General features: G+C 44.2%; 13 protein-coding genes and 1 pseudogene. 5 read left to right on the plus strand and 9 right to left on the minus strand.

What is annotated here, in order from left to right; genetic code table 11:
- Positions 1 to 28: 28 nt before the first annotated feature.
- The 6 genes from QME20_RS06690 to QME20_RS06715 all read right to left on the minus strand — a co-directional run bounded on the left by QME20_RS06690 (position 29) and on the right by QME20_RS06715 (position 7,427).
- The gene (locus QME20_RS06690) at positions 29 to 1,570 is read right to left on the minus strand and encodes a PepSY-associated TM helix domain-containing protein (RefSeq protein ID WP_281715662.1); all 1,542 of its coding nucleotides are present in this window, start codon (positions 1,568 to 1,570) and stop codon (positions 29 to 31) included.
- Between the two features lie 246 nt (positions 1,571 to 1,816).
- Positions 1,817 to 2,152: a hypothetical protein gene (locus tag QME20_RS06695; RefSeq protein ID WP_281715663.1), complete on the minus strand. Its 336-nt coding sequence runs from the start codon at positions 2,150 to 2,152 to the stop codon at positions 1,817 to 1,819.
- 38 nt (positions 2,153 to 2,190) lie between these two features.
- Complete coding sequence (locus QME20_RS06700) at positions 2,191 to 3,036, minus strand: sugar phosphate isomerase/epimerase family protein (RefSeq protein ID WP_281715664.1); 846 nt, start codon at positions 3,034 to 3,036, stop codon at positions 2,191 to 2,193.
- Entirely contained in the window at positions 3,033 to 4,286 is a 1,254-nt protein-coding gene (locus QME20_RS06705; RefSeq protein WP_281715665.1) for a DUF6005 family protein, read from the minus strand. The genes QME20_RS06700 and QME20_RS06705 overlap by 4 nt, the downstream gene beginning before the upstream one ends.
- A gap of 74 nt (positions 4,287 to 4,360) precedes the next feature.
- Positions 4,361 to 5,665: an AMP-binding protein gene (locus QME20_RS06710; RefSeq protein ID WP_281715666.1), complete on the minus strand. Its 1,305-nt coding sequence runs from the start codon at positions 5,663 to 5,665 to the stop codon at positions 4,361 to 4,363.
- A complete protein-coding gene (locus tag QME20_RS06715; RefSeq protein ID WP_281715667.1) occupies positions 5,658 to 7,427 on the minus strand; it encodes an IucA/IucC family protein in 1,770 nt (589 codons plus the stop codon). The genes QME20_RS06710 and QME20_RS06715 overlap by 8 nt, the downstream gene beginning before the upstream one ends.
- Before the next feature lie 214 nt (positions 7,428 to 7,641).
- On the opposite strand from QME20_RS06715, the gene merR reads away from it, so the two are divergent.
- The 5 genes and pseudogenes from merR to merA all read left to right on the plus strand — a co-directional run bounded on the left by merR (position 7,642) and on the right by merA (position 10,883).
- The gene (gene merR / locus QME20_RS06720) at positions 7,642 to 8,034 is read left to right on the plus strand and encodes an Hg(II)-responsive transcriptional regulator (RefSeq protein WP_012801204.1); all 393 of its coding nucleotides are present in this window, start codon (positions 7,642 to 7,644) and stop codon (positions 8,032 to 8,034) included.
- A gap of 84 nt (positions 8,035 to 8,118) precedes the next feature.
- Positions 8,119 to 8,466: a mercuric transporter MerT family protein gene (locus QME20_RS06725; RefSeq protein ID WP_012801203.1), complete on the plus strand. Its 348-nt coding sequence runs from the start codon at positions 8,119 to 8,121 to the stop codon at positions 8,464 to 8,466.
- A 34-nt stretch (positions 8,467 to 8,500) separates the two neighbouring features.
- Positions 8,501 to 8,776 (plus strand): mercury resistance system periplasmic binding protein MerP, encoded by a 276-nt coding sequence (merP, locus tag QME20_RS06730; protein WP_012801202.1) that lies wholly within the window; start codon positions 8,501 to 8,503, stop codon positions 8,774 to 8,776.
- Positions 8,777 to 8,789: 13 nt separating this feature from the next.
- Positions 8,790 to 9,235, plus strand: a pseudogene (gene merC / locus QME20_RS06735) (organomercurial transporter MerC).
- 10 nt (positions 9,236 to 9,245) lie between these two features.
- On the plus strand, positions 9,246 to 10,883 hold the full coding sequence (merA, locus tag QME20_RS06740; RefSeq protein WP_012801201.1) for a mercury(II) reductase: 1,638 nt from the start codon (positions 9,246 to 9,248) through the stop codon (positions 10,881 to 10,883).
- A gap of 980 nt (positions 10,884 to 11,863) precedes the next feature.
- Here merA and QME20_RS06745 read toward each other — a convergent pair.
- The 3 genes from QME20_RS06745 to QME20_RS06755 all read right to left on the minus strand — a co-directional run bounded on the left by QME20_RS06745 (position 11,864) and on the right by QME20_RS06755 (position 17,059).
- Positions 11,864 to 12,751 carry a cation diffusion facilitator family transporter gene (locus tag QME20_RS06745; protein WP_045980004.1) on the minus strand — a complete coding sequence of 296 codons (888 nt, stop codon included), beginning with the start codon at positions 12,749 to 12,751 and terminating at the stop codon, positions 11,864 to 11,866.
- A gap of 34 nt (positions 12,752 to 12,785) precedes the next feature.
- Positions 12,786 to 13,688 (minus strand): cation transporter, encoded by a 903-nt coding sequence (locus QME20_RS06750; protein ID WP_045980005.1) that lies wholly within the window; start codon positions 13,686 to 13,688, stop codon positions 12,786 to 12,788.
- 176 nt (positions 13,689 to 13,864) lie between these two features.
- A complete protein-coding gene (locus tag QME20_RS06755) occupies positions 13,865 to 17,059 on the minus strand; it encodes a CusA/CzcA family heavy metal efflux RND transporter (protein ID WP_018624877.1) in 3,195 nt (1,064 codons plus the stop codon).
- Positions 17,060 to 17,063 lie beyond the last annotated feature (4 nt).

Consider the following 17,063-nt stretch of genomic DNA (forward strand, 5'->3'; position numbering starts at 1 on the left):
TATTTTGTCTTTTAAATGTTTGATGTTGCTATTCTTTGCTCTTTTCATCTTTCTCAGAAAACTTTATACCCAACCAAAATAACGGGCAGGCAAAAGCAAAAGAGACGAAGGAAATTGAAAAAGGCCCGGTGTAGCCATTATTTAGAAATTGGATTATTGCTTGGTTATGGCCAAGTGCCTCAATAAGGGATAAAAGTGCAAGAATGAGACCGCTTGCCAGTGCTGTTCGGCTTATCGCTAAATGTACATGCTTAGTGAAAAACGCACCTATGATCGATATGGCATAGACCGCAAAGAAAGCAGTTTCAACAATAAACGACCTGTTGTTTAAATCTGTACCAAGCACTCTCTCGAGTAAAAACGCAAACGCTGTCGCCGGCACGATGCCAGCACATCCACCTAATGTAAGTGCAAATATGCTGTGTTTAAAGCGACTAGAAATACTGCGATTATTTTGAAACTTAGTAAGCCACAACATATTGCCAACAACAATTAAGCCGCATACACCCAGCCCGAGTATGAAAAAAACAATTCTTATATCGACGCCTGCGAAGTGCCCAAAATGCAGTGCGTACAGAAAACGTGTCCCATCGGCGAAGGCATTTCTTTCAGCGGGATTTAAATCTGCTGAAAATTCATTTTCACGCACACGGGAGGTCATATCTATCCGTTGCGAAAAGTTCGATCTATGTTGCCCAATAATACGAATTAGCGCGTTTTCATCACCATAGTTTGTAAGCCTGAGGGAGGAAGCTTTTGCATTCTCTTTCTCTTCCCACGAAGTTATAAGGGTATTCAGGTCTGGCATTTCTCTTTCAATGCCAGTGTAAGATTCGGTTACTCTTGGAAACCCTGTATCGTTTAGTAGCGCAGTCCTGTCTCCATCGTAGATAAACAAGAGTGTCACAATCTGAGAAATCAAACCTAAATTAAACATTAGACCGGTAAGCGCGTACATGAATGTATAGGGTAAGCTCATGACCCCTACTACGTTATGCATGTCTGTAAGTTGATATCGAAGTGTAGCGTTGCCACCTCGATAGTAGAAAAAGTGCGTGATCAGCTTTTTGAACTGAACGACTAGCCCAGTGAAAATGACAACGGTAAAAAACAGGGTCACAATACCGACAATGTGGTCACCCAGTGGCAAATTCAGGTCAATATGGAGGCCATAGAGAAAATCAGCTAAGTGAAAACTGTCTATAGACGCTACCTTTTCTCCATTAACCGGATCAACATAAATTGAAGTCAGTGCATTTTTAGCCGACGGGGTTTTATTTACTGGAAGATGAAGCTCGTATAGAGGCATTGTTTCAGTTGGAAGGACTACAAACATTCTTTGTTGCGTATTCACATCATATTCTGAAAACACTGTGTCCAATATGTTGTTAAGTGGCAGCTGGTCCGAGACTGAACGATATTCTGTATGAGGTAGAACAGACCATGCTTTGATTTCCGGGTAAAACAAAGTAAGAGAGCCTGCCCAAAAAACGATGAATAGAGGAATGGAAATAAATAACCCTATCCATCCGTGACCTTCCAAGGCTGAACGAATCACGCTGGCTTTCATGCAACTACTCCTAATTTAATTAGTACATTAAGCACAAGTGAAAAAGTCAAAACGGAAAGGCATTGAAGCGCTGGCTTTTTAGTCTTTTCGAAACAGAAAAAGTAACTCATTAACCCCGCCCAAATCAAAAATCCAAGTATGTAACCCACCAGCAATTTGACATCTACATCGAATGGTAAAAAGTGGTTAAGATTCAAAATGATGCTTGTGCTAAGTAGTAATCCAATTAGAAAGGACAGATAGGTTTTACGCCACACAAACCCCTCCTATGAGCGCTAATACAACGTTAACGCCTGTTCCATATGCAAGTAGCCTTAAGGGACGATTTTCGTGTGCACCCGTAAATGTCACTAGCGCTAAATTAAAAATAATCATGGTAATCGTAGAAAAGATCATTGCCCAAGCGTTGTATTGCATTCCTAGAAGAAAGGCCGCCAGCACGATAGTGGCAACAAAAAGCGTGTTGCCTAAAGCCTTTGGCATTGATTGAGTGAACGTTCTTTGGTGATCCGACGAAAAATAAAGCGCTGTACATCCCCAGAAAATGGCTTGTAAAGCGAGAACATTTGAAATCGAAAACATATCGACAAGTCCTTTTGTATATATTTCTGCAGTTATACTTAAATGGCTTGAGCGGTAGTCGCGGCCTGGCTCATTTTCTGTAATTTATATCTGTCCTGACTGAGGATATTCTTGCAATTGTTCCCAAACCACTCGAGTGAAGAGTCAATATTTCGCAGAGATGGTTTCGAGTACAGATATTCAATAAACCCTTGATAATCTACCGCACCGTCGAAAATGGGAACCATGCCTTCTCGCGAGCCTGCTGCGGCATACACATTGTCTGGAGCAAATACACTTAAGTGTTTACTGCTACTTATGTTTTTAAAGTGAAAATGATTTATATATGGCGCGAGTCGTTCACAAGAGGCAATAATGTCAGCGCCAGATTCCCATACATGCAACACATCGTAATTTAGTTGCAAATTGTCTTTGTTAACTTTTTCAAACAATTCAATGGTAGAACCCACCGAGTCAGCGTAAGTGTTAGGGTGTGTCTCTATAACTAAGTTAAGCCCATAGTCGCTAAGCCAATCACAGACAAGTTGTAACCGCTCGAAAAGCAGGTTTTTTCGGTCTTCAGGTATGGCTGCGCTGCTTTCGTTGCCAGCAAATGTGCGAATCTTGGTTGCCCCCCAGTGTTTAGCCAAACGACAGAGGCGATGAACCTTAAAATACAAAGCGTCGTTCCCATCAAAAAGTGGCAGATAATCGCTTAGCATGGATGTTTTCAACGCGTAGCTAGAGAGCCACTCTTTCCCATACTCGGGTTGGTCTTCTAAATTCGTAGCATGTGCACCCCATAATTCGATCCCCTGAAAACCATTTGCCACAGACCATTTTGCAATTTCGGCGATTGAGATAAGTTGGTGCCTAAAAGTGATAGTGCATACTGAAAGATTCATACGGCGGCCTCCAAGTTTTCTACGCCCGCGGTATTGTTAGCTTTTTTATCTTGAAGGTTGTGAAAAACTAGCCAGTCTTGGTACACAGTTTGAAGCTTACATTTAATTTTTCTCTCCGTGGTATCTTGCTCATTGAGTAATGTGAAAAGTTCATCAAACAACGGTAATGTGTCTTGATTCTCTTTAGCTAATTCAGAGAGCTTGATCGCTCGGTATTGTATTGCTTTGTATGTAGAAACCAGCTTTTCTATTTCATCACACCAGAGCTCGAATGTTACTTCTGGAAATCCAATGTCTCTCCAGAAAAAAGCAAAGCCATGTTCATAGGCATATTTCCTAATTGCAAGAACGGGGATTTGCTTAAGGGCATTACCCAGCAATGCTCTATCAGCAGGTTTTTGTTGATGAGCTACAATGACTTTCCGGATAGCATCCGTTAACACGTTGTGTTCAGGGAAAAATGTAGCATTGAAGTAACTGGAAATAGCTTGCAGAGAAGAATGCGTTATATGATTACTATCAAATACGTAGCCCCCCGCAACATGTGGTGATGAAATAGCGTTGAGAACATCCTTACGCTTAACCTCTCCTTCCCACCTGAAGTCTGGGTCCAACATAAGCCACCGTTCCGTATCTTCCGTCTTCTTCAGCATTACATAGTGAGGGAAAGGATTCTGGTTAAACTTATTTTCTCGCTCAGGTAATAAGTACATATCTAGCATTACCATGATGTTCTGGGAAGGCGTTGCGTCATTGAGCAACCTTTCCAAATTGGCAATGTTCTGAGCTTTCGTCTGTTCATTGTTATACCAAGAGGTAACCTCTACGCCATAAATTTCCTTATACCATTGAATAAAAAAGCCGTGGCTAATAGATTCGTCGTGATAGGCAAGCATGTGGTCTTCATTGACGACTACCTCCGCGTCCCACACACCAAAATAAAAAGGACGATGATCGACTTTGGGGGATGCTTTTATACATTCACACAAACAGCTTACAAAACAGTGGACTTTAATGTCTTCGAACGGCACTTCATCTACACTATCACTTACCTCAATGTTGTTGGTTTGCTGATAAGATAAAATGAAGTGAGCAAGGCTCTCGACAGTATTAACATCCTCCTGAGATATTGCACTTTCCGGTATTTCAATATCGTGACTCAACTCTAAATGGATAAGCAACTGCATAAGCAACACTGAATCAATATAGAGATCTTCGTTTAAACGAGCTCGTGGAGAAAATTTTTGCATGTGCTTGCAATCCATGTCATGTGCCAGCACGTGTTCAATTGTGTTTATTAAGGACTCTGAATTCATAACGTACTCTAGGCTGTAGCTGCTGTTGTTTCTGCTTCTAACTGGAAATTCTTTGCAATTTCGTTGCGATTTACTTTCCCATTGGGTAAGCGCTTGATCGCATCAACCTGTATGAAATCGAACGGCACCTGATATGTGGCTAGTTGCTTGTGGCACCAACTTCGCAACGCGGCCTTATCTTCATTCGAATAACGATGTGGCGCGCAAAATTGAAGATAAGCTCGATAGCCTGTACTTCTGTCCTGTACTTTAAATAAAACGGCATCGTCAATGTCAGGGTGACTAAGAACAACGTCTTCCACGTCTTTGGGGTACACATTAAGCCCCGATACAATAATGGTATCGTCTTGGCGGGCAACGAAGCACAGTTGGTGCACACCATCTTTGTCTTCAAAATAACCGAGATCATTGGTATAAATTTCGGCCGATTGTCCATCAAGCGGTTGTTTGATTTTGATAACTATTTCACTGGGAGCGCTTTGGCTGCTGCCTGCTTTAACATTAAGGTGAGGAAGGACTTCGCCTATTACATTTGTGCTTTCAAAGGTTTTACTTATTGCAACGCACCCGGCCTCAGAACATCCATACTGTTGATAAAAATGTTCCACTTTTGATTTGGCTCGCTCAAAGACAGGTCCTGACATGAGTGTGCCAGAGGTCATTACAGCGTGAAGTTTGCTTGTCTTGGGCCATAGCATACATACGGTATCTATCATTAACGGTGACGAATACAGCAATGGTTGCTCAAGTTTGAGCAATGCTTTTAGCAAATGTTTAGGATTTATACTGGTAAAGATTCTGGGATGCTTGCCTCTGGCAAGGCCAACGAATATACCGCAAATAAGCCCGTAAGAATGAGTAACAGGGCAAGCAATCACCGGAGTCATTGAATTGGGTGCACTGAAATGTGCAACATAAGCAGACACCTCTTGATCGATACTACGCCAAGACCGTTTTATGCTCTTTGGTGCACCAGTGGTTCCAGAGCTCATTTGAATTAATCCTGGAGTATTATCAGGCTTTTCGTTTTTAGGGAATATAATTACATTGTTTAGAGTTTGGTAAATGAGGGCATAGCAACCGGCATTTTCCGCGTATTTTTTCGCTAGTTTTTCTGGCGTACTGGCATTAATTGGCATCACGGTAAGGCCCGCTTCCTTCGCGTAAAAACACAGTGAAAGCCAGTCGCTGACGCTTTCTATGCACACAGCCACACTACCCTTTTTTGAGCTCAGATAGGGGGCGTTTGAAAATATTTTAAATTTCGAGCTGATGTCTTGGGCTGAGAGGACATTATCGTCAATACTAAGCATACGATTCTCCGCAGGTATCTTTGGCAAATTTTGCTAAAGGGTTTGTAATGGTATGGTGGAACTCTTCATGCGCATTGCTTGCGTAGAGTTTTTTCTTCAAAAGCGACTCAGTAATAACCTGTGTTTCAAATATATTGAGACGGTTAATTCGGCTATGTGGCGTCACACCACTATCGTTGTAGGAACGTAAGACACTACATACCTTTGACCAAAAAGTGTTCTCATCACAATAATTCTGCTCAGAGAAAAGAAACGACAGCTCGGTCAAGTTATAGACGAACACGGTATCGACAAATAGCTCTCGCAAGGCTTCGACGTCTTCCATCCAGTAGTAAAGATTGGCAGGTGCGTTAACATACTCTGGATTAATCTTATCGAATTCTGGTACGTTACTTTTGTTCGCAAGAAAGTCAGGCACGAACTCTAAACTTTCGTGAAAGTCCCGCAGAATGACTTTCACAGGTAATCCATCTTTCAGTACAACGGACGTATTCTGAGCATGTGCCTCAATGGCTATACCGTGATGAGTCAATAAATGCCAGACGGGAAGAACAACCGTGTTAAAAAGCGCTTCTAGCCGTTTTTCTACTCCATGTTTCTCAATCCAGTGCGCCACGAAAGGCTTTCCGTCAACTTCGGTACTTGCAAGTACGGCGAATGGTACAGTTTGATAATTCGGTTCGTTCAGCACACTGGCATCGCGAAAGATAACACTAAGGCTTGGGGATAAATCATCAGCCCAACTGCCATTTTCTCCACTATCCGCTGATTGCTTTAGCGCAATGCCCGCGTATTCACTTTGTATAGATAGCGCATCACGGCTTTGTAGCCATTCATCTTCGGCTATTAGGTTAGTCAACCAATTTGAAATATGTGGCGCAGTACAAACTGAATGAGGTTCAATAGTGCGCAAAGAGGACGTGTTGACGATATTGAGCGGCAGTTTGACGCTCGCTTTGTTAACGTTACTTGTATTGAGCAAGGTTCTTAATGAAATACTGGCTTGATAATCGTCTCCAGCTAAGCCCAGAGAATAAACGTCACCGTTTGATAACGGTTTTTCAAGAGAAGGCTTTAGCTTGTTATATTGCCACGGATGAACCGGTAAAAAACAGTAACGTAGATTATCCCCGCCGTGTTTACGTAAGCTGTCAGACAGATTTTTATAGGTAGATTGGCCTAGCTCTCTTTTCCAAAAACTTTGCTCAACTTCACCGTTGAAATTTACGGACAAGTATTCACGCTTTACTGCAAGCCAATGAAGCTTAAACGTATTGCTTGCTTCAGGCCCATATTTTTCGTGGTCTTCAATGCTAAAGCCACTTCTTGATTTAAAGCATGGATGGTACGGGTGGCCCTCAATCAGAGCAGATTCTAAGCGAATATAGCTCAGTGCTCGTCTACTTGAGAGTTGTAGCAGGTTTTGTTGATTCCAGCGGCAAAGTAACAGTGTATGTTTTAACTCTTCGACTAGCTTATTTTGTCTTTCTCTGCTGCAAGGAAGCGTATGGATAACTTTTGCTGCGTCAGATAACGTAAGAGGGTCACCGTTTATCTTAATAGAATTGGCATCTAGACGAACCCGACTGAAAAGCGTTTGTTGGCCATTAGCTGTTACAAAATTGTCGCCCACTTGAAAAGTGAAAAGTCCATCCTCAAAACAGAAATCAACTAAGCCTTCGAAGATAAGCGCTTCAAATAATTGTCGAACAACGCGTTTCTCGTTTTTACACGATACTTTTCCCCTTGTTCCTGTAAGCACGCTGAGATGCTCTTCGGTAGTGTCTAAAGTGCAACTAGAGGTACGGCCACGATTCGTGATAAATCGACCAAAAAATAGTTTAACCATATGAAATATATTGAATATCTCAACGAACTAACAGCAGACTTTGCGCTATTGATACACTGTTTGTTATATTCGTACTTTCAACTTAGAATTTTACTACCCACTTCAGTACCGACAATACGGTTAAATTATGTATGTAATTGGTCAACTTGCCAAATTGGCAAGCGTAAACGTTGAGACCGTTAGATATTATGAACGGTGCGGCTTAATTGAACAGCCCCAAAAACCCGTTAAAGGTTATCGTCGTTATCCTGAGACGACTTTGAATCGCATTCGGTTTATCAAACGTGCTCAAGAGTTAGGGTTTTCCTTGGATGAGATCGCTAACTTGCTGATGCTGGAAGAGACTTCTTGCCAAGAAGTACAAAGTATAGCAAACCACAAACTTGCCAGTGTTCGTGCAAAAATGGCTGATCTACGCCGCTTAGAAACCAGTCTTAATGATTTACTGAAACAATGTGCAAGCAACACTGAACAGGCACATTGCCCGATTATTACTTCCCTTCTCCCAGAAAACAACTAATAACAATCGCTAAACCCCTTGACTCCGTACTTGGATACGGAGTTTATACTGTTTTCTATCAGAACATTTGAAGTGGAGTAAGCCATGGCAAAAAACGATACCAGTTTACCGCTAGTTGGTGGTATTGCTGCTGCTATTGGTGCTGGGCTTTGTTGTGCTGGGCCCTTAGTCTTGTTACTACTAGGCGTTAGTGGTTCTTGGATTGGCAATCTGACCGTATTGGAGCCATACCGCCCTATTTTTATCTTGCTGGTACTGGTTTTATTTAGTTTTGCCGGTTGGAAAGTTTATCGACCTATAGAAGAGTGTGAGCCTGGAACCGCTTGTGCAATGCCACAAGTACGTAAGCGCCGGCAGATCATTTTCTGGGTAACCGCCTTCATTGCATTAATATTAGTCACTAGCAATTACTGGATTATCTGGTTTGCTTAATTATATCGTTGAGAAATAACCCTTGGAGAAGAAGATGAAAAAAATTGCACTATTATCCCTACTATCAATACTTAGCTTGGGTGCGTTTGCCAAGCAGCAAACAGTCATGCTTGAAGTTCCCACGATGACCTGCGTAACTTGTCCGATTACGGTGGAAAAAGCATTGCAACAGGTTGAGGGAGTTACCAAAGCTGAAGTGACCTTCGAAGATAAGTTAGCCGTGGTCACTTTTGATGATGAAAAAACTACGGTGGAAAAGCTGACCGAGGCCACAAAAAATGCCGGCTATCCATCTGTGGTAAAGCAATAAAGGACGAATACTAATGAAGAACCTGCTGAGTCTTTTTACCCGCATTGGCGACAAAGCCAGCTCATTAGGTGCCGTGGTGTCTGCCATGGGTTGTGCCATGTGCTTTCCGGCCATCGCCAGCTTGGGGGCAGCCATCGGGCAGGGTTCCTCAGTCAGTGGTAGTGGTTCTTTATCAATACACTCTTGCCTATATTGGCTTGGGTTAGCCTAATAGTTAACGGACTTGGCTGGATTGGTCACAAGCAGTGGCATCGTAACCTGCTTGGTATGCTAGGGCCTATTCTGTTGTTGCTATCACTTTATCCGTTCTTTCAATATGCCTGGAGCACTTATGTGACGTACTCAGCCTTGGCACTGATGGTAGCGGTATCAATCTGGGATATTTTTTCGCCAGCGAATAAACGCTGTGACAATGAAAGTTGTGTGCTTCCTGCCGACAACACTCACTCAAATCCATAAGGAGGTCTTTATGCGTAAATTCTCCATCTCTGGAATGACTTGTGAAAGATGCCCTCAGCAGATCGAAGATGCCTTGATCGTCATGCCTGGCGTCAGAAATGCCACCGTTTTTTATACGAAATCCAGTGCAGTCGTCGAAGCAGAATCTGATGTCAATGAACAGACGCTAATCAATACCATCAAAGCTCTTGGCTACACGGCTCAACCTGTCGCGTTAGATGGCTGCGATAGTGAAGATGTGACTGACAAAAAGTCGCTGCATGTCGCTATCATCGGTACTGGCTCGGCTGCTTTTGCTTGTGCTATCAAGGCAGTGGAAAATGGAGCACAAGTCACACTCGTTGAAGCTGGAGATGTGATCGGAGGTTGTTGTGTTAATGTCGGTTGTGTACCTTCGAAAATTCTGCTCCGGGCTGCCCAGCTGGCTGAACAGCAGCGTAACAATCCTTTCGACGGTCTAGAAAATCATGAACCTTCTTTGGATCGTAGCTTGTTAGCGAAACAACAAACTGCACGCGTGGAAGAGTTACGTGCCGCCAAATATCAGCATATTCTGGATACCAATCCAGCATTGTCATTGGTACAAGGTTATGCATCTTTTAAAGATACTCATACCTTAACTATTCGCAACAAAGATGGTTACGAGCAAGAGCTGGTTGCAGATCGCTTTTTGATTGCCAGCGGCAGTCAGCCATCTATTCCTCCTATTCCAGGCCTGGTTGATACCCCTTATTGGACTTCGACGGAAGCTTTATTCGAAACTGAGCTACCTGAGCACTTGTTAGTGATAGGCTCTTCAGTTGTGGCTGTCGAACTTGCTCAAGCTTATCGTCGGCTGGGTGCAGAGGTCACTATCTTGGCTCGCAGTACTTTATTGCTCCGTGAAGACCCACTGTTGGGAGAAGGCTTAACCGTAGCTTTTGAACAGGAAGGCATTCGCGTACTGGAACATACCCAAGCCAGTCAGGTGTCTTATGAAGATAATAAGTTTATCCTTGATACCGAGCAAGGAGAAATTCGTGGCGATAAATTGCTGGTCGCCACCGGCCGTGCACCTAATACCGGTAAGCTTAATCTTGCCGCTGCCGGTGTAGAAAAAGAGGCCAATGGAGCGGTCACTGTAGGTGATCAGATGCGCACATCACAGTCACATATTTACGCAGCAGGTGATTGTAGTAACATGCCGCAACTGGTTTATGTCGCGGCAGCGGCAGGCAGTCGTGCAGGGATTAACATGACAGGGGGTGAAGCTCGGTTGAATCTATCCGCGATGCCAGCCGTGATCTTTACCGAACCGCAGGTAGCAACGGTAGGGTTGTCAGAACAAGAAGCTCATGCACAGAATATTGAGACCGAAAGTCGAGTATTGCCACTGGAAAACGTGCCTCGAGCACTGGCTAACTTCGACTCTCAGGGTTTCATCAAACTGGTGGTTGAAGCTGGCTCCCAACGCCTGATCGGAGCCCAAGTATTAGCTCATGATGGCGGCGAGATTATCCAGAGCGCGGCACTGGCGATTCACAACCACATGACAGTGGATGACTTAGCGGATCAATTGTTTCCTTATTTAACTATGGTGGAAGGCCTGAAGCTTTGTGCACAAACTTTCAGTAAAGATATTAAAGAACTGTCTTGCTGTGCTGGGTAAGCTTTATCTTTCGTCAGAAAAGATATTTATGAGTCTGCTTTTGGTTTCCAGTGATACGGTACTACCAATTTACTGCATATTTCTTCGTGGAAAGTTTCTTCAGTAACTGTTTGAGAGCTAGCCTCAAGCAAGATATTTGGCCACAATAGGAGATGTGATCATCTGAATTACTGCAAAGAATGTGGCTGGTATTACTATTTCTGATGGCAACCGGGATGCAGCCACAAAAGCCGCTGCAATGCTAAATTCTTTTTTGCTGACAGTAAATAGGTATGCGATGACTTCCGGTCGGTCTGTCGTTATAAACCGTGAAGCCATTCCAATTAAGTAGCCACAAAGATTTAGACTTAAAGCTGCTCCAGCAATTACAAAAGCATACTATCCATAACCAATGATGGTTTCTGCATTGGAAGCCACTACCGCAAGTAATATTACAAGATAGAAGACTGACCCAATTCCTGCGTAAGTCGAATCATGCTTTGAAATAATCGTCGGAAAGTTGGTGCGTAAGGTTACACCGAGAATTGTAGGCACTAAAACAACTAGAGCTAACTCCAGGATGATGGAAACGAGAGGGACTTCTAGCTGTATCCCTGTCAGCCATAGAAAAAGGAGCGGAACTACGAAAGGAGAAAAGGCTGTATTGACCGCATTGAAAAAGGCGACCAGTCAAGAAGCCTGCAATTGAATCGGGCCATAGACGAGCCCCATTGCCAAAAACTGTCTTGACGGTTTGCGAAAGACTATTCGTACGGCATGTGCATCAAATGTAAGGCTGATCACAAACATCAGAATCACAAGTAAAGGGGCTATTGAGGAGTCGAGGTACTTCCCGGATTCGGGCAATATCAGGCCAACTCCAGCTACAATAATCACAAACCAAACAAGATTTGATTCAACGAAATAAATTAATCGACGCATAGGTCAAGGGTACCAGTTACAGTGCGGCCACAATATAAATTATAGCTGTACACTCCCAATTACAGAGCTTGAGAATCATCGCGACATTGCTCATTTGTCATTTCAAGCTCAATGGTCGTATGCTCTAAATTAAATTTACTCAATCGTTCTGCTATGGACTTTTTTAACTCCAGTTGCTGTTGAGTAGACAGTGCCTCTTGTAGAGCTAGATGAGCAGTAAGTACATGATGCTCTCCATCCAATGACCACAAGTGCAGGTGATGGATACTATCCACTTCTTTGAGTTCTATTAAGGTTTTATAAACTGATTTTGACAGTTCTTTGTCAGGGATTGCCTGTAAAAATAACCTTATAGTGTGCCAAAGGTTTTTAGCAACATTAATTAAAATATAGAGAGTGAAAAGAATTGATAAAGCTGGGTCAAGAATGGGCCAGTCAACAAAAAGAAGTACGATGGAAACGATTAAAACTGCAACCCAACCCAGTACATCTTCCAATAAATGCCAATTGAGTACACGCTCATTAAGAGTTTTGCCTTTACTTAATTTATAAGCCGCAAACCCATTAACTAGCACCCCAAACACGGCTAAGGCGATCATGCCCTCAACTATAGGCATTTCTGGTTGCAGGAGTTTAGGGATAGCTTCTGTCAGAACCCAGACGGAACCAATAATGAGGACTAGACCATTAATAAGTGCACCGAACAATGATAACCGGCGGTAACCATAGGTGAACTCTGAATTTGAACCTTTTTCACTAACTTTACTGAGAAACCAAGCAAATCCGATGGATAAACTGTCGCCAAGATCATGAACGGCGTCGGCCATGATGGCGGTACTATTGGTTAAGATACCTCCTATAAATTCGATAATGGTAAAGGTGACATTCAGAAAAAATGCCCAACCTATACGATTATTTGAACCATGTGAGTGCGAATGATCATGCATTTAAGATTACCTCTTGTGGAGCTCTATTCCTACCTTAGGATTTGATCTTCAATATACGAATACCGCCAACTAAAACAATTAATCCAATGATAAACCCAATGATTAAGTCTGGATATTGTGAGCCCGTCCATGCCACTAATCCTCCGGCAATAATAACGCCTGCGTTAGCGATGACATCGTTAGCAGAAAAAATCCAACTTGCTCTCATGTGAGCGCCGCCATTTCGCTTTTTGGCAATTAAGATTAAGCACCAGACATTTGCTACCAAGGCAATTAAGCCAAACACCATCATAAGGTTTGACTCAGGCTCACTCCCTTGAACCAGTCTCCTCACAACTTCTGTTAATACACCCAGAGCTAATATAATCTGTAACCATCCTGATATATGCGCTGCACGGAGTTTTTTTCGGACGCCATGCCCAACGGCGTATAGTGCCACCCCATACACTGCTGCATCGGCAAACATATCCAATGAATCAGCTATCAATCCGGTCGATTGTGCCCACCAGCCGATAACAAGTTCTGTAATAAACATCACTGCATTAATAGCTAATAGCATTTTAAGTATCCCAGCTTCCTCTGCTTCTTCATTTTGTGCCGTCAACCTTGCTTTATGGATAATCTCGCTGTCCACAGCGTTAGTTGATTCCAATCTAGCCCCAAGCCCAAGAGACGTTATCCGGTCTTCTACCATGTCCCTGAGTTCAAGGTGATGAAGCACTCTAACTATGCGTTTATGTGTATCAAACTCGAGGATTACACTTGGCTCAAGACTGTCCAGTGCCATTCGGATCATGCTTTCCTCTGATGGGCAGTCCATTTTAGGAACGTGGTATTCGCTTACATGTGCCCCTTCAAATAACTTGTCGTCGTTAGTAATATCTTGTGTTTCATCTGTAGCATCTGCTTTGCAGTCACGGTTACATTTCTGGCTCATAGGTATACCTTGCATTTTTTGATATTGGCTTTCCCCCTCCCCGATCACTATAGTCTAAAGCGGAGAGTCCTCGATACGAAAATGGGCGAGCTTTCAGCATTAATGGGGTGTTGGTTCAAACCATCTTGCTATTATAAAGTATTGCCGACTCCAAAATAGAGCCGGCAGATTGCTAGTTAGTGTTTCTCCTTCAACTTACCTTTTGAAAACCAGGCAAACAGAACGGGCAACACAAACAGTGTTAAAAATGTGGCTGTTATCAGCCCGCCTACGATAACACTGGCAAGCGGTTTTTGTATCTCTGCGCCAACGCCATTTGATAGCAACATCGGTATTAAACCTAACGCAGATGTCACTGCTGTCATCAATACCGGTCTAAGCCTGGATACGGCACCATCAAAAGCGGCTTCACTGACAGGTAGGCCATCCTTGATACGCTGATTGATACTTTCAACCATCACTACACCGTTAAGTACCGCGACGCCAAACAGGGTAATAAATCCGACCGAGCTGGGCACTGATAAATACTGCCCTGACAGCCAGAGTGAGAACACCCCACCAATAACGGCTAGAGGTACATTTACCAGGATCAGCATAGCCTGACCAACCGAAGCAAAGGCAAAGTAAAGCAACAAGGCAATAAGCGCCAGCGATAATGGCACGACCAGCGACAGACGCTTTTGTGCTCGCTGTTGATTTTCGAATTGTCCACCTATATCCACGGAGTAACCCGTTGGCAAATCAACTTGTTCAGCAATCGCTGCGCGAATATCTGCTACCACACTGCCCATATCACGCCCTTGCACATTGGCCTGAACGACTACTCTGCGCTGAACATCATCGCGGCGAACCTGCGGCGGGCCGGAAGCAATATTTACAGAGGCTACATCACCAAGGCGAACCCAGGCTCCTGAAGGTGCCTGCAAACGAAGGTCAGCAATAGTTTCGCGATCTTGGCGAAAACGTTCATCCAACCGAACATAGATATCATAACGTTCGTTACCATTGATGATTTGTCCAGCGCTGGCACCGCCAAGCCCATTTCGAACCACTTCCATGACATCCGCTACGTCGAGTCCATAACGAGACAATGCGCGGCGATTGGGCTTTACGACCAATTGAGCTTCACCGACAATTTGCTCCATGGCAACATCACGCGTACCGTCGATCTTTTTGACCACTGCCTCAATTGCCTGCCCTTTTTCAGCCAGCACATCAAGATCTTTACCAAAGAGTTTTATCGCTAGTTGCGCTTTAACCCCCGATAACAGCTCATCCACACGGGTGGCAATTGGTTGTGAAAAATTGAACAGCAATCCGGGATGTTGTTCCAGCTTTTGCTCCATCAGGGATTGAAGTTCATAACGATTATCGGCGCTGGTCCATTCTGGCACTGGCTTAAGACCAATATAGATCTCAATGTTATTCACTGGCTCTGGATCACCGCCAATTTCGGCACGTCCAATGCGTGATAACGCATAGGTGACTTCCGGGAATTCCATCAGCATTGCTTCGAGTTTTGGAGCGACTTCAAGCGCAGTATCCAGGCTGGAGGACGGAGCGAGAGTTACCCGGAGGTTGACCGTTCCTTCTTCGAGTTCAGGCACAAACTCGGTACCCAGACGCGGTATTACTAAAGCTGCCGCAACCACGAGCGTTACAGCAATACCAACGACGACCTTACTGTGGCTCATAGCCCACGACAAACCCTTGCGGTAGAGTTTATCAAGTGGTTTCAAGACGAAACTCTCCCGCGGGCGTATCCCTTTGCGAAACAGGTAGGTGGCTAATGCTGGGACTATGATTAAAGCTACAACCAGCGCGGACAGCATAGACAGCATGATACTGATAGCCATCGGCTGGAACAGTTTGGCTTCGACCCCTTCGAAACTGAATAGCGGCATGAAGACAACTAAAATAATTGCTGTCGCAAAAAATATAGGTCTTGCTACCTCTCTGCCAGCTTCTTGCAAGCGTAAAGCAATCCCATGGCTATCATGAGCTGCATCAACAGGATCTGGATCATCCTGAACCATTGTCTGTCTATCTTTGTCATGGGTGGCATCGGGATGGGTCAAATGTTTGAACATGTTTTCGACCATCACTACAGAGCCATCCACGAGCATGCCAATGGCCACGGCAATACCGCCTAGAGACATTAAGTTTGCCGAAAGACCAAACCACGCCATCACCATCAAAGCAATACCGATGGAAATTGGAATTGAGATCAGTACCAGTAAGGTAGCACGCAAATTCATTAGGAACAGCGCCAAAATGACCACAATGAAGACAAACGCCAGTAACAGAGCATTGACAACGGTATCAACCGCTTGCGTCACCAGATCGGCCTGATCATAGTAAGCCTCGAACTTAACTCCTTCCGGTAACGCCTGATTAATACGCTCGATACGGGCATTAACCCCATCAATGGTGCTTTTGGTATTGGCGCCTAAACGTTTTAATACAATGCCTGAGACGACTTCGCCTAGTGTCTCAACTTTCCCATCCGAAGTTCGGCGTGTCATGGTCACTGCGCCCTGGCGGATTTCGCTACCCAGATTCACTTTGGCTACATCCGATACGGTGATAGTGGTGCCATCCACCGTTTTCAGGGGAACTTGACGGATCTGCTCCAGCCCTTGCTTGCCATGATCGAGCCAGCCGGTACCTCGGATCACCAATTGCTCCTGACCACGGTTCATATACCAGCCGCCAACATTGGTGTTGTTACGCTCCAGAGCCGCCATGATATCGTCCTGGGTCAGATCGTAAGATAACAGCTTTGACGGATTCAGATCGACCTGATACTGACGCACCTCACCGCCGAAAGACAGCACATCAGTCACGCCTTCGGCCGGGATAAGCAACAACTTGACCACCCAGTCATTTAAGCTGCGTAGCTCCATGGCATCGAAACCCGAACCGGGTTCGGCAACCAGTAAATACTGATAGACTTGCCCCAGCCCAGAAGTGTTTGGCCCCATTTCGGGTGTACCAACGCCCTCTGGAATCAGCTCTTTGGCAGCCTGAAGTCGCTCGAATACCAGTTGCCGGGCAAAGTAAATATCAGTGCCTTCCTTAAACACAACAGTAACGCCAGACAAGCCAGTCTTTGAAATAGACCTTACTTCTTCTACATCAGGCAGAGCGTACATGACAGCTTCAATCGGATAGGTTATCAGCTGCTCGACTTCCTCAGCAGCCAAGCCAGGAGCTTCAGTATTGACCGAGACCTGAACGTTGGTAACATCCGGAAATGCATCAAGATTCAGCCTTGGAATAATAAAAAAGGCGCTGACCGTTAGTGTAATGAGCGCAATCGCCACCAGCAAACGGTTAGTGACCGCCCAATCGACAATTCGATTAAACATAGAG

Source organism: Alteromonas sp. CyTr2, from assembly GCF_947311905.1.
In the GTDB taxonomy this organism is placed as follows: Bacteria; Pseudomonadota; Gammaproteobacteria; order Enterobacterales; family Alteromonadaceae; genus Alteromonas; species Alteromonas macleodii.